Raw genomic sequence first — 21259 nt, 5'->3', positions numbered from 1 at the left:
CCGGGTCGTCCGACCAGCGGTGCAATCATAGTCTTCGGCGAACCCAATTTCGCCGCAGGACGTTCCTTCCGTGACTTGTTCGGCCATCATAGGTTTACCCCGCCCCCAGCAGGATCAGCGCGGTCTGCGCAGGAGAGATCGTGTTCTGCAACTGCGCGATCTGGCTGCGCGCAAGGTAGGTATCGGTCAGGTGGGACACAGCGCCCTCATCCGTGAATTGCGACAGATCGTCAGAGCCCGTCAGACTGAACAAACGCTCTTTGAACTCGACCAATTGCGTATCAATGTCCAACTGCCCGAAGGACGCAGGTAATCCCAATGCTGTTTCCATCATGCTGCGCAGCGGCGGTAACCCCATCAGATCGAACCACTTCGTGTCCGTGCTTGTATCCGCCTCAGCCAGTTCGGTCAGTGCGTGTTGCGCATAAAGGGTGATGCGCATGGACTCATCCGAGTCACCTACCGAGATCTCGAAACGTGCGGTCATGTTGTCCTGTGCGACCTGCTCCATAAGCGATGCAAATCCGGTCCGCCGCACCTGACCGGGGCCAAATCCGAAAGCGTCCGAGAACTCGCGATACCGCTTGTCGGCCAACCGGTTGGACAAGGCGTCATCGGCGCTGGTTCCATCCTCAAGGATCTTGCGGATGAAGAAGCGGTTATCCAGATCACCCTCAAGCCCAAACGCCCCAAGTGCGACTTGCAACAGCCTCCGATCCGACACCAGTTGTTCGGCTGTTTCGACCTGACCGATGTTTTCCAGAAAATACCGTGTCTCTCGCTCGTTGATGTTCGAGGTCGAAAAGGCCTGAAACTGCGAATCGTACGTGCGTTGCAGAAAGCGCCAGCCGACCAGCCCGCCAGTGGGTATGACGGGTTGGAAGGTCATTGCTGATAGGCCATCAAACGCTCTTCCCTCGGCAATAGCGAGCGGAGCGATTTCAGACATTTATAATAATGCTCGGCCACCAGCGCATCGGTTGCTTCGGTCAGAACGCGCCGGCTGTCGGCATCGGTGAAAACCTGACTCAGTTCTTCAACGCGGCGCAGCAGTTGTTGTCTTGCGGAAACAGGATCCATATCCCCGGACAGAACAAGCTGCGCGGCGTAACAGACACGACGGACGGGTGTATTCACCTCATCCGGGTGAATGGCATCTCGCAACCTCAGCACATTGGCCTGCGGCGTCATGATCGAGAACCGGCTGCGTCGATCCCCGTTTTCAATGACAACGCCGTTGATCAGAACCCTCTCTTTCGGGGCCAATTTCAGGACCAGCCCCCCCATCACGCGGCCCCACCCTGACGCAGCCCGCGCAGAACTGCGGTGTTGATTTCCAACAAGGGATCAATGGTTGCGTTGTTGGTCAGAACCTGACTGCTGTGATGTTCGGTAAACTCCGCCAGATAGAAAATGCGGGCCCGCAGGTCATTGGGCAGGGCGTTATCCGAGTCAGACACGCCCGTTGCAAGAACCGTCCACAGACGCCGGTTTTCATGCACGGCCTGAACAAATCCGGCAAAATCAGTTGACTTGCGTGCTGCGGCCGCTTTGAGACGGCGCGTGATTTTCGAAATCGCCTCGAATTCAGTATCGCGCGGCGTTCGAATAGGGGCAGCGGTTTGCGCGTAGGCGTTGTGAGCAAGCATTTGCGGGGTCACTTGAAATCCTTCCAATAGGCCGTCTTCATGCGGTCAATGCCGGGGCGCGAAACCCGCGCCCCGACGAGGTTCCGGAATTAACGGAACAGCGACAGGATCGACTGTGGCGCCTGGTTGGCAATCGACAGCGATTGGGTTGCCAGCTGCTGCTGTACCTGCAGGGCCTGCAACCGAGCCGAGGTCTCTTCCATGTCGGCATCAACCAGCGAGCCGATACCGGACTTGAACGAGTCGGTCAGTTTCGAAACGAAATCCTGCTGGGTTTCGATCCGACCCTGCACGGACCCAAAGGCCGCCGCCGCGTCGATCGAGGTATCGATCAGCGTTTCGATCGTGCCCAGTGCTGCCGCTGCACCTGCATCGGTCGACACGTCAATTGAGCTCAGCGCACCCAGACCGCCAGAACCCGCGTTGGTGAACTGAGCAGAGATAGAAATGTCCTGATCCGCATCAGCACCTGCAGCGGCGGTACCCGTCGCGAAGGACAGGGTGTTCGGCGCACTGGACGCGTCATAATCAACGGCAAGACCCGTGATACCCAGTGCATCGATCTCATTCTTCAGGCCGACCGCGACCAGAGCATCGGTGTAGTTCTCGTCATAGGTTCCCGACGGATCAAGATCGCTGTCCTGGATCGTATATGACACTTCCTGATCGCCAACGCGGATCGACACGCTGTCACCGACTTCGAAGTTGTCCGTCGAACTGTCGATGAGAATGTCGCCAGTGCCCGTGGTGCGGTCCATGGTGAAGCCTGCCACGTCATTGTCGGTTGTCGCACCGTCCGAACCGGCAAGAACGCCCTTGGCCGTATACCCACCAATCGACAGGTCCTGGCTGGCCACCGAAATCGACGCAGAGTTCACGGCACCGGTGCCATCACGGTCAAGCGAGGACAGGATCGAGACAGTGCCCGCGGTCCCATCCACCAGGTTGAGACCGTTGAACTGCGCGGCCCCGACAACCGATGCGATCTGATCGCGCAACGCGGTCACGTCGTCATTGATCTTGGCGCGGTCAACATTGCCTTCCTGCGCGGCAACGATTTTACCCTTCATCTGGGTCAGCAGGTCGGTCACCGTTTCCGACGCATTCCGCGCAACGGCAACGGTGGATTCACCCAGTGACAGGCTGTCCTTGATGGCGTTGAAGCCTTTGACGTCCGACTCCATGACTTTGGAGATCGCCCACACGGCCGAATTGTCCTTGGCGGTCGCGACATCCTTACCGGTCGAGATCGCGTTCTGGGTCATTTCAAGGTTCTTGTTGACCGACTTCAGGGTCTGCAGCGCAACCATTGCGCCATTGTTTGTCAGAATGCTGGACATAGCTTTCATCCTTTTCCGTTCGGGCCTTTTGCGCCCAGTTTCACCCCGCAATGCCTGCGGGCTTTGCTGTCGTTCTGACCTGTGCGACGCACCCTGAGGCCGTTCGCGCCACCTGTGTTCATCAAGTGCAGGGACACTCTTGACCGTGATCCCCTAACGGAGTGCTAAAACGCCCAACCCGGAAATTTCGGATTTGAATCAAACCGACGGCTATGCCCGTTTTTCCAGCTTTGCATGGCTGCGCACCTTGTACCCGTTGCGCTGGCCATCTGCGCCGTAGGTGCTGAATTCCTGACGTACCCGGCGCAGTTCGGCCATGCGGGCGGCCACGGCGCGGATGCCGTCTGCCGCGCTGTTCAGCAGGGCCTGATTGCGTTCGACCTTTTGCTGAACGCGAATCAACTCGGCGCTGTCGCGTACCTGAAGATCGTTGATCGCACCGATCAGCTTTTCTTTTTCCGGCACCATCAGGGTCAGGCGATCCAGATCGCCGTCAACCAGCGCCGCGCGTTCAAGATCCAGAATCTCTTCCAGCGACCGGATCAGAATCGTATCGGAATCAGCTGTCATTGCTGCGCTCCATCATTGATTTGAGTAAAAGTTCCGACAGCCCGACGCCGCCGGACTGGGCCAATTGTCGTGCTTGATGCTGAACCAGAAAGGACGAGAACTGATCCTCTCCGGCCCCGCCGCCGAACGAGTCGCGCGATTCCCCCAGACCGGCGGACTTTAACATCTCCGCCAGGAATGCGGCCTCAAGCTCAACGGCTGCAGACCTGAGCTTATCCGTGGTTGGAACCGGTGGGGGGAGGGCCGAAACCTTCATTGCTTTCTCCGAAAATTGCATCGAACTTTCTCGATCAAAGAGGAAAGCGGTTAAAATAAACGTAACTTCCTGAGGGCAGATTTCCGGTCACACAAGACGGAGCCGGAGCAAAATGCCCAACCCGCTGACACTGGCGACAAACGCGCCCACATCGACTGCCAAGCCCGAGTCTGCGACGCACGAATCGGATGCGTCAAAAAAGACGGCGCAGTTTCAGGACATTCTGGATCAGCAGGAACCTGCGCCGGAACAAGACCCCATGCCCGAGGTGACAGAAGAAGGTGCCGATTTGCCCGAAGCCAAGATTGCAGCCGACGGGCCCGATATCGAGGCCGAGCCTCCTGCCCCCACGCTCGCTGTGGCTGAGGTCAAGCCGGTGCCGGTTGCCGAACGTGCCATTGAACAGGCGCCGCCCACGGGGAAAACAGTGCAAACACAAGTGACGATTGGCGCGCAGACTGTGCCACAAGCTGTGGAGTCTGGCCCGGCGGCACAAGCAACGATCCCGCATGACCCCGCCCCGCCCAAAGACGTACAAGCAGTCGTGCCGCAGCCGGACACGCGAAACAACGCCCCGGCCAATGCGTCGCCTGCTATCACGCAGGTGAATTTTGGAACGCCCGTCGTATCGGCTCTCGCGGCACGTTCAACAAACGGGCCGGAGTTGTCATCCAAAGGGCAAGTGACAATGCATCGGGATGCCCCAAAGATCGCGAGCGACCTGCCAAAACCACCGCAGTCGCAGGTGCCAATGGATCGACCTCCCAGCGCCGCTCAGATGCAGATTCTGGCGACGGCCACCCCTCGTGAGGTTGAAAAACCGGGACCTGTCGAGAAACCAGAGGCTCTGCCTGTTATGGCCGATGAGCCGGTGTTGCAATCTTCGCGTGAATCGGCCCCGTCACTCAGCGCGCCCGCTCAGGCGGCGCGGGCCGAGGTCGCGCGGGCCATTGCCGGACAAATGGCAGCGGCGGTGCAGGCGCGGCCCGGGTCAGGCGCGGTCGAGATTGCACTGAACCCCGAAGAATTGGGGCGGGTTTCAATCGTACTGAATGGCCGCGATGACGGGTTTTATGTCACGATTGCCGCCGAGCGTCCTGAAACGCTGGACCTGATGCGCCGACATATTGCCGTGTTGAACGCCGAGTTCCAGAAGCTTGGCTATGGCGATCTGTCCTTCGATCTGGGCACGTCTTCGGACCCTCGGCAGGACGCGCGCGATCCCAACACCTCTGGCTTTGTCGAGATGCCATCCGAAGAAGCGGCGGTCCATACAAATGCAATTCCACAGAAATCGGCCCCGGGCAGGGGCATCGATATGAGGTTATGACAATGATAAACCCAACCCAGCTTGTGCAAAGCACAAGCCAGATTCAGACGGCAGCCAGCACTCAAAGCTCGGCCATTGCATCCGATTTCGAAACCTTTCTGCTGATGATGACCACACAGGCCCAGAATCAGGACCCGTTGGAGCCGATGGATTCCACCGAATATGCCTCGCAGCTTGCGCAGTTTTCGATGGTTGAGCAGCAGGTGCAGACCAATGATCTGCTGTCCTCGCTGACAGCCAGCATGGGGGGGCTGAACCTTGGCGAACTGGCGAATTGGGTTGGAATGGACGTACGCTCGACCGCGGGGTTCCAGTTCGAAAACGCGCCCGTGACCTTGTTCGCCCAGCCCGATGATGCGGCGGACAAAGCGACGATGATCATCCGGGACGAACAAGGCGCGGTTGTCAGCCGGACAGATGTGCCGCTGGATCAGACCGAGTTTATCTGGGCTGGTACGGACGCCGATGGCAATCCGCTGCCCCCCGGGACCTACACGGCCACGCTTCGCAGTTTTCAGGATGGTGACCGGTTGTCGGACACGCCTGCCGCCTCATACAGCCGGGTGGTAGAAGCCCAGATCGGAGACGCGTCGATCCTGCTGACCCTTGAAAGCGGGCAGGTTGTTCCCACCGATCAGGTCACAGCCGTGCGCGCGGGCGCTTGAACTGACGGGCTGGGCGGGCCAAAGCTAGGCCATTCGCGACTCGCTTGAAGAACTGGTTAACGCCCTGCCCGACCTGCCCAAACCTCCACCCGACCTTGTTCAGCAGCTGATCGACAAAGCGCTGGTTCATGAAGGTGCGCGTTTCGAGACCCTATATGGCGGGCGGACCAATCAGGTCTGGAAGGTGCTTGGCGGCGATTGCGACAGGGTTTTGAAACTCTATAGCTCATCCCTGCGCAACCCTTTGTTTGGCAATGATGCCGAATTGGAAGCCCGTTGCCTGAAAGCGCTGGAACCCACCGGATTTGTGCCTCGGCTGCGCGCCGCAGGGCGGCACCAGCAGGACCGCTGGGTGTTCTACGACCACGCGCCCGGATCACCCTGGGACAAGGATCCCGAGCCGGTGGCCGAGCTGCTTTGGGATTTGCACCGGCAGAAATTTCCGGTTCCGGCACCAGAAGGGTGCAATGGCAGCGCGGATCTGGAACAGCACGGGCTAAGAATCCTTGATCGGTGTTCGTCCCAAACCCGTCAGACGCTGCTGGACTTGCGGCCCTCACACGCGGTCGAACCGATTTCTGATGTTTGCCTGATCCATGGCGATCCTGTGCCGGGCAACATTCTGGTGGCAGATACCGGTTTGACCCTGATCGACTGGCAATGTCCGGCGTTGGGGGATCCTTGTGAGGATTTGGCGATGTTCCTGTCCCCGGCGATGCAGAAACTATACCGGGGGGCGCCTTTGGCGACCGATCAGACAGAACGGTTCCTGACAGCTTATCGGGATAAGGCGATTACGGTCCGGTACAGACAGTTGCACCCATGGTTCGCCTGGCGCATGGCGGCGTATTGTCTGTGGCGGATGGAAAACGGTGCACCGGATTACCGGCACGGTTTGGAACTTGAGATCGAGGCACTGCGCTGATCCGAACTCACCAATCCGCGATCGACATGGCCGCATAAGCAGGCGGCAGAACCGCGCGTCGCCACCTGCCAAGGGGAAATCGCTGCGGAGGCTGTGTCATCGGACCGGGCAGCCCGGCATCTTGTCCCAGAGCCAATCGCGCCAAGGCCCGACCACAATAGGTGCCCATTGCAACGCCGTTGCCATGAAACGCAAAACCCGCGAACAGGCCGGGTTGCCGGGGCACCGGGCCCGCATAAGGCACCAAACCGTGGGACAGGCACACCATGCCCGACCAGATATGCGTGATCTCGATCCCGGCCCAGGCAGGGAACATTCGCCTGAAATCCCTTTGCACCTTGTGACGAATTGCAGCCTCGGCCCGGTCCGAGGGTCGCAGTCCACCGCGCATTCCGAACAGAAATCGCCCGTCGGGCATCAATCGGAAATAGTGCAGCAAATGCCGGGTGTCATAGCACATCTGATCCGAGGTCCAGCCCTGCGCCATCTTCTCGGCCTCGGTCAGGGGGCGTGTGACCAGAACGGTGGATTGCGCCGGTAGATACCGGCCAGACAACCAGTCCGGCACATCCTCGCTTGAATAGCCATTGGTGCAGATCAGGACCGTGTCGGCCTGTACACAGCCGTTGGGGGTGGCCAGCCGAAACCCCGGCCCGGATTTCTGGACGCGCTGAACCGGGCTTTTCTGATAAAGCTGCACCCCCAGATCATGCGCAGCGCGCGCGAGGCCAAACAGATACTTGCGCGGGTTCAGGCCAAAGCCGACGGGAGTCGTGTAGCCACCGTAAAACGGGCCGTTCAGCCCCAACGCGGGCAGGTCGTTGGCCTCGTGCAGGGTGCCGTTCTTGTCTGCATGCCGACGCAGACGGGTCATTGCGCGCTTGGTATGCGCCAGTTGGGTTTCGCCTGCGGAATGTGTGTCGACATCGATCTCATGCTTGTCCAGCAACCCGGCGACCAGTTGGACCGCATCCTGTTCTGCCTGCCCGTAGGCGTCCGCCTCCTGTTCGCCAAACCGGCGCACCATGGTCCTGTGGCTCAGCTTTGAGCCGCCCAGACAGCAAAACCCGCCGTTGCGACCGGAGGCGCCCCAGCCGGGGGTTTCCGCCTCGAACACCGCGACCGAGGCCCCGCCTTCTGCCAGATGCAGCGCGGCAGAGACGCCGGTGAAACCTCCGCCAATTATGGCGACATCGACGCTCTGATCACCTTTCTGCACCGGCCAATCGGGGCTGGGGCTGGTTTCATCCCACCAACACCCCGCGCGCGGGCCGGGGCCGTAGGTATAGTCGGGGAAAATGCGCCTCATTCCGTTCGGGCAGCGGCCATTTCATCTTGTCGCTGCCGCATCATCGCGCGTTTTGTCACCAACGAGGCGGTGATCACGCCAAGGGTGACAACCGCGATCATAATGGTCGACAGCGCGTTGATTTCAGGGCTGACCCCCAGACGCACGGCCGAGAATATCCGCATCGGCAAGGTCGTGGCCGACGGGCCCGAGGTAAAGGACGCGATCACCAGATCGTCCAGCGACAGGGTGAAGGCCAGCAACCAGCCCGAGATCACGGCAGGCGCGATAATCGGCAGGGTCACCAGACGAAACGCTTGCGCCGGAGAGCATCCCAAATCCAATGCGGCCTCTTCCAGCGACTGATCGAACGTCACAAGCCGCGACGAGACGACAACAGACACAAAGCACATCGAGAATGTCGTGTGCGCCAGCACGATGGTCAGGATACCCCGATCCAGTCCGATGCCGATGAACAGCAACAGCAGCGACAATCCGGTGATGACTTCAGGCATCACCAGCGGTGCATAGATCATGCCCGAAAACAGGGTGCGGCCAAAGAAACGCCCTCCGCGCACCAACACATAGGCGGCAGCAGTGCCCAAAACGGTGGCGATCGTTGATGAGAACACGGCCACGCGCAACGTCACCCATGCGGCATCCAGGATCTGTTCGTTCTGGAACAGCTCGCCATACCATTTGGTCGAGAAACCCGCCCAGACCGTGACCAGCTTGCTTTCATTGAAGCTGTAGATGATCAGGATCAGCATCGGGATATACAAGAAGGCGAACCCCAGCGTCAGCGAGACCGTGTTGAACCAGCTTAACCTGCTCATTGTTCGGCCTCCGTCTGTTTTTGCTGGTTGCGCTGGAACAGCACAATCGGGATCACCAGGATCAACAACAGGACAACGGCGACGGCACTGGCGACAGGCCAGTCGCGGTTCGAGAAGAACTCTTCCCACAGAACCTTACCGATCATCAGCGTGCCCGAGCCGCCCAGCAGGGACGGGATCACGAACTCACCAATTACAGGGATCATCACAAGGAAGCAGCCCGCGATTATGCCGGGACGCGACAACGGGATGGTCACCAGCCAGAAGGCTTGCATCCGTGAACAGCCCAAATCCTCGGCAGCTTCGATGAGGGATTCGTCCATCCGTTCCAGTGCGGAATAGATCGGCAGGATCATGAAGGGCAGATAGGTGTAGACGATGCCGATATAGACCGCCGTGTTGGTGTTCAGGATCGTCAACGGGGTCGAGATGATGCCCGTCCAGAGCAGCAGTTGGTTCAGATAACCTTCGTTCGACAGAATGCCCATCCACGCATAGACGCGGATCAGGAACGAGGTCCAGAACGGCAGGATCACCAGCATCATCAGCGTCGGCCGCCATTCCTCGGGCGCGCGGGCCATGCCATAGGCGATCGGATAGCCCACCAGCAACGTGAAAAAGGTCGAGATCACGGCGATTTTTACGCTGGACAGATAAGCCTTCCAATACAGGTCATCCTCGGTCAGCCAGACGAAGTTTTCGAAATCCAACTGGCTGAAGAAGTCCTTGATCCCGGCCCATCCCTGCGACAGGTCCAGCGTCGGCGTATAGGGCGGGATCGCCAGTTCAGTGTCGGACAAAGAGATCTTCAGAACAATGAAGAACGGCACCATGAACAGCGCCAGCAGCCAGACATAGGGAACGGCGATCAGCAGGGCGCGGCGCATCAGTTCGCCAGCAGAACCGCAGCCGTCGCTGTCCAGGACAGCCAGACCGGGTCTTCCCATGTGAACGACCGGCGCGAGATGCGACGGGTATTGGCGGATTGCGCCTTGATGATCGTGCCGTTTGCCAGTTCGACGTGATAGGTGGACAGATTGCCCAGATAGGCGATGTCATGCACCTTGCCCTGAATGGCATTGATCGCGTCCGTTGGGCGATCTGCGGAAATGGTCACCTTCTCGGGCCGGATTGCCAGATGGCAGGATTGGCCATTCGAGAACCCGGCGTCCGAGGTTGCGGTCAGCGGGGCCTGCCCTTCGGCCCAGTCGATCTGATAGGTATCCTGACCGTTCGATGTCGCGCGACCTTCGATAATGTTCACATCGCCAATGAAGTCTGCGACGTAGACCGAATTCGGGGTCTCATAGATGCGATCCGGCGTGGCGACCTGCATCAGCCTGCCTTGATCCATTACGGCAACGCGGCTGGCAACGGTCATCGCCTCTTCCTGATCGTGGGTGACGATCACAAAGGTCGTGCCGGTTTTTTCCTGAATGTCCATCAGTTCGAACTGCGTGTCCTGCCGCAGCTTTTTGTCCAGCGCCCCCAGCGGTTCATCCAGCAAAAGCAACCTGGGCGCCTTGGCCAGTGACCGCGCCAACGCCACCCTTTGCCGTTGACCGCCCGAGATCTGATGCGGTCTGCGGCGGGCAAATTGCTCCAACCGGGTCAGGCGCAGCATTTCCTCGACCCGATCCTCAAGATCATGCTTGGGCATGTTGTCCCGGCGCAGACCAAAGGCGATGTTGTCCCATATGCTGAGATGCGGGAACAGCGCATAGGACTGGAACATCATGTTCACCGCCCGCTTGTTCGGCGGGATCGGGTCAATGTCCTGACCGCCCAGCATGATATGCCCTTCGGTCGGGGTCTCGAACCCTGCCAGCATCCGCATCATCGTGGTCTTGCCGCAACCGGACGGGCCGAGCAGAGCAAAGAATTCCCGTTCGAAAATGTCCAGCGACAGGTTGTCGATGGCGGTAAAACCGCCGAACCTTTTGGTCACATTCTGGAACTGGATCAGTGGTTTCGCCTGCGGGTCATCCCACGGCGCAAAGACTTCGGTGTTCAAAGCGGCCCCCGTCGATCTCTACGGACAAAATGAACACGGGGCGGTCCACCCGCCCCGTGTTGAATGATCAGGTGCCTGACTTGATCTTGGTCCACAGACGGGTCACGACCCGCTGGGTTTTCGACGGGTATGGCGTCGTGATGTAGAGGTTCTGCATCGTGGCCTCATCCGGGTAAATCGCCGGATCGCCGATCACGTCCTCGGCCAGAAACTCCTGCGAGGCCTTGTTGCCGTTGGCGTAATACACATAGTTCGACGCGGCGGCCATGTTATTGGCGTCTAGAATGAAATCGAGGAACTTGTGCGCCCCTTCCGGGTTCGGCGCATCCGCAGGAATGGCCATCTGGTCGAACCACATCAACGAGCCTTCGGCAAACGGGTGGTATTCAATCTCGACCCCGTTATCCGCCTCGGCCGCGCGGTCCCGCGCCTGAAGGATATCGCCCGACCAACCAACGGCGACGCAGATATCCCCGTTTGCCAGCGCGTTGATATATTCCGAGCTGTGGAATTTCTGGATATGCGGGCGCACCGCGGTCAGAACACCTTCGACCTTCTTGATCACATCCGGATCGTGGCTGTCCGGGTCTTCACCCAGGTACTGCAACGCCATCGGTATCATTTCAGATGGTGCATCCAGGAAATGCACACCGCATGAGGCAAGCTTTTCCATGTTTTCTGGTTTCAGAACCAGATCCATGCTGTTCAGCGCCACATCGTCACCCAAGGCTTCTTTGACCTTGCCGACATTCACGCCAATTCCAGTCGTCCCCCACATGTAGTTGATGGAATGGGCGTTGTTCGGATCGTAACCCGACGTGCGGTCCTGGATGACATCCCAGAGGTTTCCGGCATTCGAAAGCTTGGCTGTGTCCAGTTCCTGAAAGGCGCCCGCTTGGATCTGGCGCTGAAGGAACGTGCCCGACGGCACCACCACGTCATAGCCCGATCCACCGGCCAGCATCTTGGTTTCGAGAACCTCGTTGCTGTCGAACACGTCGTAGATCAGCGTCAGACCTGTTTCTTCCTCGAATTTCTTCAAAAGGTCCTCATCGATATAGTCGGACCAGTTGTAGACACGCACCTCGTCGGCAAAGGCCGCCGAAACCCCCAATGCGATGACCGCTGTCAGTGTCAGCGTTTTGATTGACATTTTCTTCTCCCTGCAAGTGTCCCGATATTTTCCCGGTTTTTTGGATTTGATCAAGTTTTGCGTTTTTCAGCCGCACGCAGTATGCTTCCATGACGGTTCAAACCCGGCAAGCTGTCGGCTTGCAAATTGGAATGAACCACTTGGATTTGATCAAAAATAAGGCATCTACGACAAAGATGGACGGCAAAAAAAGCCCAGTACATGAGCAGGTGTACCAAACACTGAAATCGCAGATCCTGTTCGGCGATCTGGTTCCGGGTCAGCCCGTAACGATCCAGGGACTGACTGATTCGCTTGGGGTCGGGATGACACCGGTACGCGAAGCGATCCGTCGTCTGATCTCGGACGGGGCGTTGGTGTTTCAGGGCAATCGCAGGGTCAGTGTTCCGCTGGTTTCGGACTCGGATATCGCGCAGATGATCTTTGCCAGAAAGTCAATAGAATCAGAGCTTTCACGTCTGGCGGCAGCCAATCTGAAACCTTCCGATATCGACGCGCTGGAACGGTTGGACCAGCGCCTTGATCGTATGATCGCGGATGGCGATGTCAGCGGATACCTGCAATTGAACTATGCGTTTCACGAGGCGCTGTATGCCCACGCCAACGCCCCGATTCTGCGCGATCTGGCCGAACGGTTGTGGCTGCGCTTCGGCCCCTCGCTGCGTGTCGTCAGCGGGCGTTTCGGAACGCAAAGCCTGCCGGACAGGCATAAAGACATCATTGCCGCCCTGCGCAAAGGAGACGCCGAAAAAGCCGCCCTGGCCACTGCGCAGGACATCGAACAAGGGATGGAGCTGATGGTCGGCGCGCTGGCCACCGCCTAGGCAACAGCGATTCGATTGACAGCAAAAAATTTGATCATATTCTGAGTGCCAACTGCTGCAGGAGGTTTCAGGATGTCCACCATCACCAATCACATGCCCACGGCCGAGTTGCAGGCACTGGACGCGGCGCACCACCTCCACCCGTTTTCCGCCAATGGGGCGCTGGGTCAGGAAGGGGCGCGGGTGATCACGCGCGCCAAAGGTGTCTATCTGACCGACAGCGACGGCGAAGAGATTCTGGATGCCATGGCCGGTCTGTGGTGCGTGAACATCGGCTATGGGCGCGATGAACTGGCCGACGTGGCCGCACGTCAGATGCGCGAACTGCCCTATTACAACACCTTCTTCAAAACGACCCATGTTCCCGTTATTGCGCTGGCGGCGAAAATTGCCGAACTGGCTCCGGGTGATCTGAACCACGTGTTCTTCGCAGCCGGCGGGTCCGAGGCCAATGACACCAATATCCGTCTGGTCCGCACCTACTGGGCCGAGAAAGGCCAGCCCGACAAGAACATCATCATCAGCCGTCACAACGCCTATCATGGCTCGTCCGTGGGGTCGGCCTCGTTGGGAGGCATGGCGGGGATGCACGCGCAGGGCGGCATTCCGATCCCGAACATCCATCACATCAACCAGCCGAACTGGTGGGCCGAGGGTGGTGATATGTCACCCGAAGAGTTCGGCCTGGCCCGCGCCCGCGAGCTGGAAGAGGCCATTCTTGAACTGGGCGAAGACCGCGTGGCCGCCTTTATCGCCGAACCCGTGCAGGGCGCGGGCGGTGTGATCGTGGCCCCCGATACCTACTGGCCCGAAATCCAGCGAATTTGCGACACATACGACATCCTGCTGATCGCGGATGAGGTGATCTGTGGCTTTGGACGGACCGGCAACTGGTTCGGGTCGCAAACCGTGGGCATCCGGCCCGATATCATGACAATCGCCAAGGGGCTGAGTTCCGGCTACGCGCCGATTGGCGGCTCGATCGTCACCGACGAGATTGCCAAAGTGATCGGCGGCACCGAGTTCAACCACGGCTACACCTATTCCGGCCATCCCGTCGCTGCTGCGGTCGCGCTGGAAAACCTGCGCATTCTGGAAGAAGAGAAAATCGTCGAGCATGTCCGCGACGTGGCCGCGCCCTATCTGAAACAGAAATGGGAGGCGCTGGCCGATCATCCGTTGGTGGGTGAGGCCAAGATCGTCGGCATGATGGCCTCGGTCGCGCTGACCCCGGACAAGGCCAGCCGCGCCAAGTTTGCGTCGGCGCCGGGCACCGTGGGCTATATCTGCCGCGACCGCTGCTTTGCCAATAACTTGATCATGCGCCATGTGGGCGACCGAATGATCATCTCTCCGCCGCTGATCCTGACCCCTGCGGATATCGACGAGATGTTTGTGCGGATCTACAAATCGCTGGATGAGGCTCAGGCAGAAATCATCGCGCAGGGGCTGATGAAGGCGGCGTCCTGACATTCTGACACTGGCCGGAGACGACCTAACGTCTCCGGTATCGCCGTGCGCAACCGCTATTTCTGCGCGATGGATTTGAGGCCAAGCAGGATGGCGGCGCCGATCATGAAGCCGCCGCCAGTGCGTTCGATCCAAACACGCGCGGTTCCTTTGAACCGCTTGGCAATCCAGCTTGCGCTGAACCCGTATGCCGACAGAAACACGCCATCCATCGCGATATAGGTCGCGCTCAGGATCAGGAATTGTGGCCAGAAGGCACTGTCGGCAGAGATGAATTGCGGAAACAGAGCGGCAAAGAACACGACCGCCTTCGGATTGGCCGCCGAGGTCAGAAAGCCTTGCATCCACAGGGCTTTCAGGGATGCCTTGGGCCGGGCCTCATCCAGATGCGGATCGTCCGGCTTGGCGCGACGGATCATCATGAACCCAAGCCACAGAAGATAGGCAACACCCGCCCATTTGATGACGGCCAGCGCAGTGCCCGAGGCCGCAACGATGGCGGCCAAGCCCAGACCGGCGGCCAGCATCTGCAGCGCATTTGCGGTCAGGTCCCCTGCCGCCGTTGAGAGCGCACGTTTGAACCCATGTGCGCCGCTATTTGACAGCATCAGCAATTGGCTCGGTCCCGGGGTGCTCATCAATGCAAGCACCGTCAGGACGTAGATGGTCCAGGTTTCGATAGTCATGTGATCACCTTCTGCATCTCGCGAAGGCTATCACCAATTCCCTGAAACGCCAGCGCGCATTCACCTCAACCGTTCCAGCAACTTCAACGTCGGATACCCGTCCGGCAGCAACCCCTGCGCCAGTTGATAGGCCCGAACCGCATTGATCGTGTTCGGCCCGGTGCGCCCGTCGATGCCCTGCGTGTCGAACCCCGCATTGGTCAGGCGGGTTTGCAGCTCTTTCTTTTCGGTGAAACTGAGTATCCGATCCCCCCGAGGCCAGTCACTCTGAAACGGTGCGCGCCCGGCCAGACGGTCTGACAGGTGACCGATCCCGATCACATAGGCATCCGCGCCGTTATAGGCCTCAATCACGCGGAAATTGTCGAAGATCATCAGCGCCACGCCCTGCCCTCCGGCGGGCAGCAGGATTGCGGCCTGCCCGTAGTCGCGCACGGGTTTACCATCGCGCCCAACCACACCTCGGGCCGCCCAGTCCGACGGCATCAGAGTATAGTCCCGCTTGGCCGTGGCATAGTCGAACCCATCCGGCAGTCGTACCTCGACCCCCCAGGGCTGTCCTTCGGTCCAGCCATGTCGTGCCAGATAGGCAGCGGCAGAGGCCAGCGCATCCGTCGGATCGTCCGACCAGATATCGCGCCGCCCGTCGCCATCGAAATCGACGGCGTGGTCCAGATACGAGGTCGGCATGAACTGCGTATGCCCCATCGCCCCGGCCCAACTGCCGATCATCCGACCCGCGCTGACATCCCCGGCCTGAACGATCTGCAAGGCGGCGATCAACTGCGCCTCAAAGAACGACGCACGGCGGGCATCAAAGGCCAGAGTGGCAAGCGACCTTATGGTCTGGTTGTTGCCGCGATACGATCCGAAGGACGTCTCCAACCCCCAGATCGCCGTCACGACCTCTTTCTCGACGCCATACTGCGCCTCGATCCGGTTCAGCACCGCGCCGTGACGATCCAACGCCGCGCGTCCGTTGGCGATACGCGTGTCCGAGACGGCGCTGTCCAGATACTCCCAGATTGGCTTGCTGAACTCGGCCTGATTGCGGTCGCGCCGGATGACGTCCTTGTCGTATGTCAAACCCGCCAAGGCCCGGTTCAGAGTGGTCTGCGAGATGCCCTGATCCCGCGCCCGATCCCCGAACGCCCCCAGCCAGGCCTGAAACCGCGCGTTCCCTGCCGCCGACACCCGCACCACCTCAGCCGACGGCCGGGGCACCGGGCGAATTGACGTTGTCACCTCCGCCGAAGCCAATTGGATTTCGCCCTCCAATGGCCGAGACTCGGGCCTTGGAGACTGTTCTGTCGCTGACGCCTGCACGATGGATGCCCATAATGCGGCGGTCATGACGCCACCTACGCATTTACGCATTCCGTTTTTTCCTGATTACTGCTCAACCTCGAGGATAGCGCAAAATCAGGTATTCTCAAAGCGCTCAGCGCTCGTCCTCGCGCGCTTGTGCTTGGCGTTCGGCACGGATACGCGCAAGCACATCGCGCAGCATCGGCACGCGATTGGGGCGAAAGCTTTGATCCGTCACGGACATGTCGCGGATCCGGTCCAGCCGGAAGACGCGGAAATCCTGCCTGAGATGACACCAGCTGAGCAACACATTCGAGCGGTCCATATAAACAATGCTCAGCGGATCGACCCGCCTGCGGGTCTCATCGCCCTTGGCATCGGTATAGGCAAACTCGATCGTCCGCTCATCCCACGTCGCCTGCCGCAGCTCGGCGACCTCGATCGTCGGCGCGGGTGGACGCGCAAATCGCGTCGCGGCCAGCACCGCGTGGCTAAGCCTGTGAGACTGGCGTGGCGGCAACCGCCCCTGCAACTTGCGTAATGCGGCGCTGGCGGCCTCTGACAGGGCCGGATCGCCGATCACCTGCACTTCGCGCAGGCCCAGAACCAGGGCCTCAAGCTCGTCATCGGTGAAGCTAAGCGGCGGCAGAGTTGCATCTTCAATCAGGGTGAATCCGAACCCGGCCTCGCCGTCGATAACGGCCCCAAGGCCGCGTAACGCATCAATGTCCCGATGAATCGTGCGCGGCGACACGCCCAGATCCTCGGCCAGTTGCACCGAGGTTTTCGGGGACGGGCCAGAACGCAGGGCTTGCATCAATTGGAACAGGCGGGCGGTGCGGGACATGATGTATCCTAACTTACCCCTAATGCCAGAAACTGTCATCAGGTGCGTCTAGGGTCTGGCCATCCCCAATGACGGAGCCACAGATGCTGACCCTACTGACCTTCCCCTCGGCCTTTGGCGTGTTCAGCGCCAGCCCGTTCTGCGTGAAAACCGCGCTGATGCTGCAGCACTCCGGCCAAAGCTGGCAGCGATCCGACATGCTGGACCCCCGCAAGATGCCGCACCAGAAACTGCCCGTCCTTCGCACGCCTGAACGGCTGGTGCCCGACAGCGACCTGATCCGCGAATGGCTGGAGCATCAGGGCGCCGATTTCGATCAGGGCCTGACGGATGTGGAAAAGGCACAGTCCCGCGCGTTGATCCGAATGGTTGAGGAACACCTGTATTTCCACATCGTTTTGGATCGCTGGGGCAATGATCAGGTCTGGCCCATCCTGCGCGAGATGTTCTTTGACGGAATCCCGGCACTGATCCGCAAACCGGCCTCGAACGCGATCCGCAAATCCGTTCTGAAGGGGATCAGGACCCAAGGCATCGGCCGCTTTTCCCAGAATGAACGTCTGGACCGGGTCGAACGCGATCTTGAGGCGATCTCGGCCTATCTGTGGCAATCGCCGTTTCTGCTGGGCGAACACCCGACGGCGGCGGACATGAGCGTTGGGCCCATGCTGGCCGCGATGCGTGCCACCCCTGCCGATACCCCCCTGACCCGGCGGATCAAACAGGATAACCTGCTCAACAGCTATGTGGATCGGATGGAACAGGCAGTACCGCTTGCATGACACAGTTCGAAGACCCCGCCGTCGCCGCAGCCTTCGCGGCCTTGCCACCAGAGACCCGCGCCGGTGCGCTTGCCTTGCGCAATCTGATCCTTGAGACGGCCAGCGACCTGCCCAGCGCGCAACCGCTGCAAGAGGCGCTGCGCTGGGGCCAACCCGCGTATCTGGCGCCCAAGGGCTCGACCATTCGGCTGGGCGGGCACAAATCCGCGTGCTTTGCCCTGTTCGTGCATTGCCAAAGCCGGTTGATGGGTGATTTCACCAGCGCCTTTCCGGGTGAAGATCGGATCGACGGAAACCGGGCCGTGCTGTTTGACGATATGGGCCAGATCGATCCGACCCGCCATGGCTGGCTGATCGCGCGGGCGCTAACCTATCGCGTTACAGCGAAAGGCAAATGAAAAGCGATACGACATTTTCCTGAAACGCAGCATCACCTCTGACGGCGTTTGCGTTCGACCTTGCGCTTGATCTTGTCCTTTTTGCGCTTGGTGCTGACCGCCTTGCGCCGTGCACCGCGTTTGGCGGGGCCGCGCCCGCGCGGCAGGGCCTGATCGTCGATGGACAGCAGTTCCAGCTCCAACCCACCCGTCACCGGCGTCGCCTCGGTCAGTCGCACGGTGACGCGTTGGCCAATCGCGATGATCAAGCCAGTGTCCGAACCCATCAGCGTCCCGGCCTCGCGGTCGAAATGAAAGAATTCGCGCCCCAGCGAGCGTACGGGCACCAGCCCATCCGCGCCGGTTTCGTCCATTTTGACGAAGGCCCCAAACCGGGCGATGCCGCTGATCCGGCCCGAGAACTCATTGCCAACACGTTCGCTAAGATACGCGGCCAGATAACGGTCGGTTGTGTCTCGTTCCGCCATCATCGAACGGCGCTCAGTATCCGAGATATGGGTGGCGGTTTCGTCGAGCCTTGCGATCTCATCCTCGGTCAGCCCGTCGGTGCCCCAGCCATGGGCCGAGATCAGCGCGCGGTGCACGATCAGATCGGCATAGCGGCGAATGGGCGAAGTGAAATGCGCATAGTTCCGCAGCGCCAGCCCGAAATGGCCGAAATTCTCGGGGTTGTAATAGGCCTGCGCCATGGATCGCAGGGTGGTGAGGTTGATCAGTTCCGCATCCTCGGTCCCGGCGGCGGCGTTCAGCAGCGCGTTCAGATGGCGGGTTTGCAACACCTGACCCTTGGCCAGATTCAACCCCGCCGCCTGCGCCGTTTCCCGCAGGCTTTCCAGCTTCTCGGGCGCAGGTTCCTCATGCACCCGGAACAGCAATGGGCGGCGTTTGGCGATCAGGGTTTCGGCGGCGGCGACATTGGCGAGGATCATGAACTCCTCGATCAGCTTATGTGCGTCCAGCCGGTCTCGGAACGCCACGCTGGTGACCTCGCCGGTGTCGGAGAGGACAATCTTGCGTTCCGGCAGGTCCAGTTCCAGCGGCTGCCGCACCGCCCGCGCCTTTTTCAGCGCGGCATAGGCTGCATAGAGCGGTTTCAGCACCGTCTCCAGCAACGGCCCGGTGCGGTCGTTGGGGGAGCCGTCAATGGCCTCCTGCACCTCGGCATAATGCAACGACGCAGCCGAGCGCATCAGGCCGCGCACGAACCTGTGGCCGATCTTGTTGCCATCCGCGTCGATTTGCATCCGCACGGCGATACAGGCACGCGGGACGCCTTCGTGCAAGGAGCACAGATCGCCCGACAGACGATCCGGCAGCATCGGCACCACACGGTCGGGGAAATAGCTGGAATTGCCCCGCTTGCGCGCCTCGCGGTCCAGCGCGGTGCCGGGCGTCACATAGGCGGCGACATCCGCGATGGCGACCCAGACCACATACCCGCCCGGGTTCTTGGGATCGTCATCGGCATGGGCATAGCAGGCGTCATCATGATCCCGCGCGTCCGAGGGGTCGATGGTCAGCAGCGGCATGTCCCGCAGATCCTCGCGGCCCTTCAGGCCAGCGGGTTTGGCCTTGTCGGCCTCATCGATCACCTTGTCGGGGAAATCGTCGGGGATGCCATGCTGATGGATCGCGATCAGCGAAACCGCCTTGGGCGCCGTAGGATCGCCCAGACGCTCGACGATCCGCGCACGGGGCAGGCCCATGCGGTTCTTGGGTCCGGCCTGTTCGGCTTCGACCAACTCGCCATCCTTGGCCCCATGCACCGCGCTTTCGGGCACCAGCCATTCGGTCGAACCGGCCTTGTCGATGGGCACAATCCGCCCGCCCTCGGCCCCTTTCCGAAAGATGCCGACGATCTTGCGCGGGTTGGTTCCGATGCGGCGGATCAGGCGCGCCTCGTAATTGTGGTCTTCCTCATGCACCACGGTCAGGCGGGCCAGAATGCGGTCGCCTTCCCCCAGCGTGGGATCGCTGGCGCGGGTGATCAGCAGCACGATGGGCTCGACCCCCTCGCCATGCCACTCCAGCGGGCGCGCGAACAGGTCGCCATCGGCATTCGGGGCTTTCACCTGCAACACGCTGACCGGTGGCAGGCGGTCCGGGTCACGATAGCTGCGCTTGCGCTTTTCCAGATGCCCCTCGGCCTCAAGTTCCTTGAGGATACGTTTCAGATCGATCCGATCCGCGCCCTTGATGCCAAAGGCCTTTGCGATATCGCGTTTCGAGGTCAGGGTGGGGTTCGCCGAGATCCAGTCCAGGACCTCCTGCTTGGTGGGGATGCGAGTCATGTTTTCGGCCTAGCATGGGTATGCGACCGCGTCATGACCAAAAAGTGTTCAGGGGGTCAGATCAGCCACCGTATCGACGTCGCGAAGCTGGTCCAGCAAGGCGATGCGGCAGCCGGGAACCGAGGCCAGCGTGTCGGCCAGCGCGTGTTCCGTTGACCAGCGTACGTCGCGAAACAGACCTCTGGGCAACGCGCTGTAGCGCTGCGCCCCGACCAGCCAATAGCCGCCATCCGGGGCCGGGCCGAACACCATTTGCGAGCCGCCCAGCGCCGCGAACGCCCGCGCAATATGCCCGCGAGAAATCCCCGGAATATCCGCCCCGATCAGGCACACCGGCCCTTTGGGCATCCCGCGCAGCATCCGCCCCATACGGTCGCCCAGATCACCGCGCCCCTGCGCCGCGCGCGGCAAGTCAGCAGGCCAGATGCGGCTGGTCAGCCCCTCGCGGTCCGGTGACACGGCCAGAACGATCTGCCAGCGCGGGTCCCGCAGCCGCCGGATCAGCGCCCGTGTCTGATGCCGGAACCACCACGCTGCGCCGACCATGCCGATATCGCGCCCCAGCCGCGTCTTGACGCGCCCCGGATGGGGCTCTTTCACCATGATGACCAGAGTGCGCTGCATGGC

The 21259-nt window shown here is 60.5% G+C and carries 23 protein-coding genes; 7 read left to right on the top strand and 16 right to left on the bottom strand.

Translation table 11 applies throughout. The annotated features are described in order from the left end of the window. Window positions 1-94: 94 nt before the first annotated feature. The 6 genes from ACR0KJ_RS15695 to ACR0KJ_RS15670 all read right to left on the bottom strand — a co-directional run bounded on the left by ACR0KJ_RS15695 (window position 95) and on the right by ACR0KJ_RS15670 (window position 3815). Entirely contained in the window at window positions 95-889 is a 795-nt protein-coding gene (locus ACR0KJ_RS15695) for a DUF1217 domain-containing protein (protein ID WP_480627108.1), read from the bottom strand. Then, the gene (gene flbT / locus ACR0KJ_RS15690) at window positions 886-1287 is read right to left on the bottom strand and encodes a flagellar biosynthesis repressor FlbT (RefSeq protein ID WP_170455278.1); all 402 of its coding nucleotides are present in this window, start codon (window positions 1285-1287) and stop codon (window positions 886-888) included. The genes ACR0KJ_RS15695 and flbT overlap by 4 nt, the downstream gene beginning before the upstream one ends. Continuing rightward, window positions 1287-1661 (bottom strand): flagellar biosynthesis regulator FlaF, encoded by a 375-nt coding sequence (gene flaF / locus ACR0KJ_RS15685; protein WP_170455280.1) that lies wholly within the window; start codon window positions 1659-1661, stop codon window positions 1287-1289. Before flaF ends, flbT begins: the two co-directional genes overlap by 1 nt. Before the next feature lie 77 nt (window positions 1662-1738). Further along, complete coding sequence (locus tag ACR0KJ_RS15680) at window positions 1739-2989, bottom strand: flagellin (protein WP_170455282.1); 1251 nt, start codon at window positions 2987-2989, stop codon at window positions 1739-1741. Between the two features lie 210 nt (window positions 2990-3199). Beyond that, a complete protein-coding gene (locus ACR0KJ_RS15675; RefSeq protein WP_170455284.1) occupies window positions 3200-3559 on the bottom strand; it encodes a flagellar biosynthesis protein FlgN in 360 nt (119 codons plus the stop codon). Beyond that, window positions 3549-3815: a rod-binding protein gene (locus ACR0KJ_RS15670; RefSeq protein WP_170523802.1), complete on the bottom strand. Its 267-nt coding sequence runs from the start codon at window positions 3813-3815 to the stop codon at window positions 3549-3551. Before ACR0KJ_RS15670 ends, ACR0KJ_RS15675 begins: the two co-directional genes overlap by 11 nt. A gap of 112 nt (window positions 3816-3927) precedes the next feature. On the opposite strand from ACR0KJ_RS15670, the gene ACR0KJ_RS15665 reads away from it, so the two are divergent. Genes ACR0KJ_RS15665 through ACR0KJ_RS15655 form a run of 3 tightly spaced genes read left to right on the top strand, consistent with a single transcriptional unit; the run spans window position 3928 to window position 6735 of the window. Next, entirely contained in the window at window positions 3928-5145 is a 1218-nt protein-coding gene (locus ACR0KJ_RS15665) for a flagellar hook-length control protein FliK (RefSeq protein WP_480627107.1), read from the top strand. Window positions 5146-5147: 2 nt separating this feature from the next. Continuing rightward, the gene (locus ACR0KJ_RS15660) at window positions 5148-5810 is read left to right on the top strand and encodes a flagellar hook capping FlgD N-terminal domain-containing protein (RefSeq protein ID WP_480627106.1); all 663 of its coding nucleotides are present in this window, start codon (window positions 5148-5150) and stop codon (window positions 5808-5810) included. A 31-nt stretch (window positions 5811-5841) separates the two neighbouring features. Continuing rightward, the gene (locus ACR0KJ_RS15655) at window positions 5842-6735 is read left to right on the top strand and encodes a phosphotransferase family protein (protein ID WP_480627144.1); all 894 of its coding nucleotides are present in this window, start codon (window positions 5842-5844) and stop codon (window positions 6733-6735) included. A gap of 7 nt (window positions 6736-6742) precedes the next feature. Here ACR0KJ_RS15655 and ACR0KJ_RS15650 read toward each other — a convergent pair whose 3' ends face one another. The 5 genes from ACR0KJ_RS15650 to ACR0KJ_RS15630 form a co-directional block, all read right to left on the bottom strand. Then, complete coding sequence (locus ACR0KJ_RS15650) at window positions 6743-8044, bottom strand: NAD(P)/FAD-dependent oxidoreductase (protein ID WP_480627105.1); 1302 nt, start codon at window positions 8042-8044, stop codon at window positions 6743-6745. After that, window positions 8041-8859: an ABC transporter permease gene (locus ACR0KJ_RS15645; protein ID WP_170455297.1), complete on the bottom strand. Its 819-nt coding sequence runs from the start codon at window positions 8857-8859 to the stop codon at window positions 8041-8043. The genes ACR0KJ_RS15650 and ACR0KJ_RS15645 overlap by 4 nt, the downstream gene beginning before the upstream one ends. Beyond that, a complete protein-coding gene (locus ACR0KJ_RS15640; RefSeq protein WP_480627143.1) occupies window positions 8856-9746 on the bottom strand; it encodes an ABC transporter permease subunit in 891 nt (296 codons plus the stop codon). The genes ACR0KJ_RS15645 and ACR0KJ_RS15640 overlap by 4 nt, the downstream gene beginning before the upstream one ends. Continuing rightward, on the bottom strand, window positions 9746-10873 hold the full coding sequence (locus ACR0KJ_RS15635) for an ABC transporter ATP-binding protein (RefSeq protein ID WP_480627104.1): 1128 nt from the start codon (window positions 10871-10873) through the stop codon (window positions 9746-9748). Before ACR0KJ_RS15635 ends, ACR0KJ_RS15640 begins: the two co-directional genes overlap by 1 nt. A gap of 67 nt (window positions 10874-10940) precedes the next feature. Continuing rightward, window positions 10941-12026, bottom strand: coding sequence for a polyamine ABC transporter substrate-binding protein (locus ACR0KJ_RS15630; RefSeq protein WP_170455303.1), 1086 nt, complete (start codon window positions 12024-12026; stop codon window positions 10941-10943). 140 nt (window positions 12027-12166) lie between these two features. Between ACR0KJ_RS15630 and ACR0KJ_RS15625 the strand changes: the two genes are divergently transcribed. Both ACR0KJ_RS15625 and ACR0KJ_RS15620 read left to right on the top strand, forming a co-directional pair. After that, window positions 12167-12850, top strand: a complete 684-nt coding sequence (locus ACR0KJ_RS15625) for a GntR family transcriptional regulator (protein WP_480627103.1) — start codon at window positions 12167-12169, stop codon at window positions 12848-12850. A gap of 72 nt (window positions 12851-12922) precedes the next feature. Next, window positions 12923-14320: an aspartate aminotransferase family protein gene (locus ACR0KJ_RS15620; RefSeq protein WP_170624643.1), complete on the top strand. Its 1398-nt coding sequence runs from the start codon at window positions 12923-12925 to the stop codon at window positions 14318-14320. Window positions 14321-14376: 56 nt separating this feature from the next. On the opposite strand, the gene ACR0KJ_RS15615 is transcribed toward ACR0KJ_RS15620, so the two are convergent. The 3 genes from ACR0KJ_RS15615 to ACR0KJ_RS15605 all read right to left on the bottom strand — a co-directional run bounded on the left by ACR0KJ_RS15615 (window position 14377) and on the right by ACR0KJ_RS15605 (window position 17161). After that, on the bottom strand, window positions 14377-15006 hold the full coding sequence (locus tag ACR0KJ_RS15615) for a LysE family translocator (RefSeq protein WP_170455310.1): 630 nt from the start codon (window positions 15004-15006) through the stop codon (window positions 14377-14379). Between the two features lie 60 nt (window positions 15007-15066). Next, window positions 15067-16383 (bottom strand): lytic murein transglycosylase, encoded by a 1317-nt coding sequence (locus ACR0KJ_RS15610; protein WP_480627102.1) that lies wholly within the window; start codon window positions 16381-16383, stop codon window positions 15067-15069. A 64-nt stretch (window positions 16384-16447) separates the two neighbouring features. Next, on the bottom strand, window positions 16448-17161 hold the full coding sequence (locus tag ACR0KJ_RS15605; protein WP_480627101.1) for a helix-turn-helix transcriptional regulator: 714 nt from the start codon (window positions 17159-17161) through the stop codon (window positions 16448-16450). A gap of 83 nt (window positions 17162-17244) precedes the next feature. On the opposite strand from ACR0KJ_RS15605, the gene ACR0KJ_RS15600 reads away from it, so the two are divergent. Continuing rightward, window positions 17245-17943 carry a glutathione S-transferase family protein gene (locus tag ACR0KJ_RS15600; RefSeq protein ID WP_170737764.1) on the top strand — a complete coding sequence of 233 codons (699 nt, stop codon included), beginning with the start codon at window positions 17245-17247 and terminating at the stop codon, window positions 17941-17943. Beyond that, window positions 17940-18341, top strand: a complete 402-nt coding sequence (locus ACR0KJ_RS15595; protein ID WP_480627100.1) for a DUF1801 domain-containing protein — start codon at window positions 17940-17942, stop codon at window positions 18339-18341. Before ACR0KJ_RS15600 ends, ACR0KJ_RS15595 begins: the two co-directional genes overlap by 4 nt. Window positions 18342-18373: 32 nt before the next feature. Here the strand turns inward: ACR0KJ_RS15595 and rnr are convergent, their stop codons facing one another. Together rnr and ACR0KJ_RS15585 are read right to left on the bottom strand one after the other, a co-directional pair. Further along, entirely contained in the window at window positions 18374-20632 is a 2259-nt protein-coding gene (rnr, locus tag ACR0KJ_RS15590) for a ribonuclease R (protein WP_480627099.1), read from the bottom strand. Between the two features lie 48 nt (window positions 20633-20680). Beyond that, window positions 20681-21256 (bottom strand): TIGR04282 family arsenosugar biosynthesis glycosyltransferase, encoded by a 576-nt coding sequence (locus tag ACR0KJ_RS15585; RefSeq protein WP_480586198.1) that lies wholly within the window; start codon window positions 21254-21256, stop codon window positions 20681-20683. Between the last annotated feature and the right edge of the window lie 3 nt (window positions 21257-21259).

It is taken from the genome of Ruegeria sp. AD6 (assembly GCF_056542325.1).
Note: the sequence above shows the minus strand (reverse complement) of the source record. Positions and strands in the feature narration are given on the sequence as shown.

What these genes read in the sequence shown, in the direction of transcription:
- ACR0KJ_RS15665 (WP_480627107.1), top strand. Translation starts at nt 3,928, where the DNA reads ATGCCCAACCCGCTGACACTGGCGACAAACGCGCCCACATCGACTGCC.
- ACR0KJ_RS15615 (WP_170455310.1), bottom strand. Translation starts at nt 15,006, where the DNA reads ATGACTATCGAAACCTGGACCATCTACGTCCTGACGGTGCTTGCATTG.
- flbT (WP_170455278.1), bottom strand. Translation starts at nt 1,287, where the DNA reads ATGGGGGGGCTGGTCCTGAAATTGGCCCCGAAAGAGAGGGTTCTGATC.
- ACR0KJ_RS15630 (WP_170455303.1), bottom strand. Translation starts at nt 12,026, where the DNA reads ATGTCAATCAAAACGCTGACACTGACAGCGGTCATCGCATTGGGGGTT.
- rnr (WP_480627099.1), bottom strand. Translation starts at nt 20,632, where the DNA reads ATGACTCGCATCCCCACCAAGCAGGAGGTCCTGGACTGGATCTCGGCG.
- ACR0KJ_RS15620 (WP_170624643.1), top strand. Translation starts at nt 12,923, where the DNA reads ATGTCCACCATCACCAATCACATGCCCACGGCCGAGTTGCAGGCACTG.
- ACR0KJ_RS15605 (WP_480627101.1), bottom strand. Translation starts at nt 17,161, where the DNA reads ATGTCCCGCACCGCCCGCCTGTTCCAATTGATGCAAGCCCTGCGTTCT.
- ACR0KJ_RS15660 (WP_480627106.1), top strand. Translation starts at nt 5,148, where the DNA reads ATGATAAACCCAACCCAGCTTGTGCAAAGCACAAGCCAGATTCAGACG.
- ACR0KJ_RS15595 (WP_480627100.1), top strand. Translation starts at nt 17,940, where the DNA reads ATGACACAGTTCGAAGACCCCGCCGTCGCCGCAGCCTTCGCGGCCTTG.
- ACR0KJ_RS15645 (WP_170455297.1), bottom strand. Translation starts at nt 8,859, where the DNA reads ATGAGCAGGTTAAGCTGGTTCAACACGGTCTCGCTGACGCTGGGGTTC.
- ACR0KJ_RS15600 (WP_170737764.1), top strand. Translation starts at nt 17,245, where the DNA reads ATGCTGACCCTACTGACCTTCCCCTCGGCCTTTGGCGTGTTCAGCGCC.
- ACR0KJ_RS15680 (WP_170455282.1), bottom strand. Translation starts at nt 2,989, where the DNA reads ATGTCCAGCATTCTGACAAACAATGGCGCAATGGTTGCGCTGCAGACC.
- ACR0KJ_RS15640 (WP_480627143.1), bottom strand. Translation starts at nt 9,746, where the DNA reads ATGCGCCGCGCCCTGCTGATCGCCGTTCCCTATGTCTGGCTGCTGGCG.
- ACR0KJ_RS15695 (WP_480627108.1), bottom strand. Translation starts at nt 889, where the DNA reads ATGACCTTCCAACCCGTCATACCCACTGGCGGGCTGGTCGGCTGGCGC.
- ACR0KJ_RS15650 (WP_480627105.1), bottom strand. Translation starts at nt 8,044, where the DNA reads ATGAGGCGCATTTTCCCCGACTATACCTACGGCCCCGGCCCGCGCGCG.
- ACR0KJ_RS15610 (WP_480627102.1), bottom strand. Translation starts at nt 16,383, where the DNA reads ATGCGTAAATGCGTAGGTGGCGTCATGACCGCCGCATTATGGGCATCC.
- ACR0KJ_RS15675 (WP_170455284.1), bottom strand. Translation starts at nt 3,559, where the DNA reads ATGACAGCTGATTCCGATACGATTCTGATCCGGTCGCTGGAAGAGATT.
- ACR0KJ_RS15585 (WP_480586198.1), bottom strand. Translation starts at nt 21,256, where the DNA reads ATGCAGCGCACTCTGGTCATCATGGTGAAAGAGCCCCATCCGGGGCGC.
- ACR0KJ_RS15670 (WP_170523802.1), bottom strand. Translation starts at nt 3,815, where the DNA reads ATGAAGGTTTCGGCCCTCCCCCCACCGGTTCCAACCACGGATAAGCTC.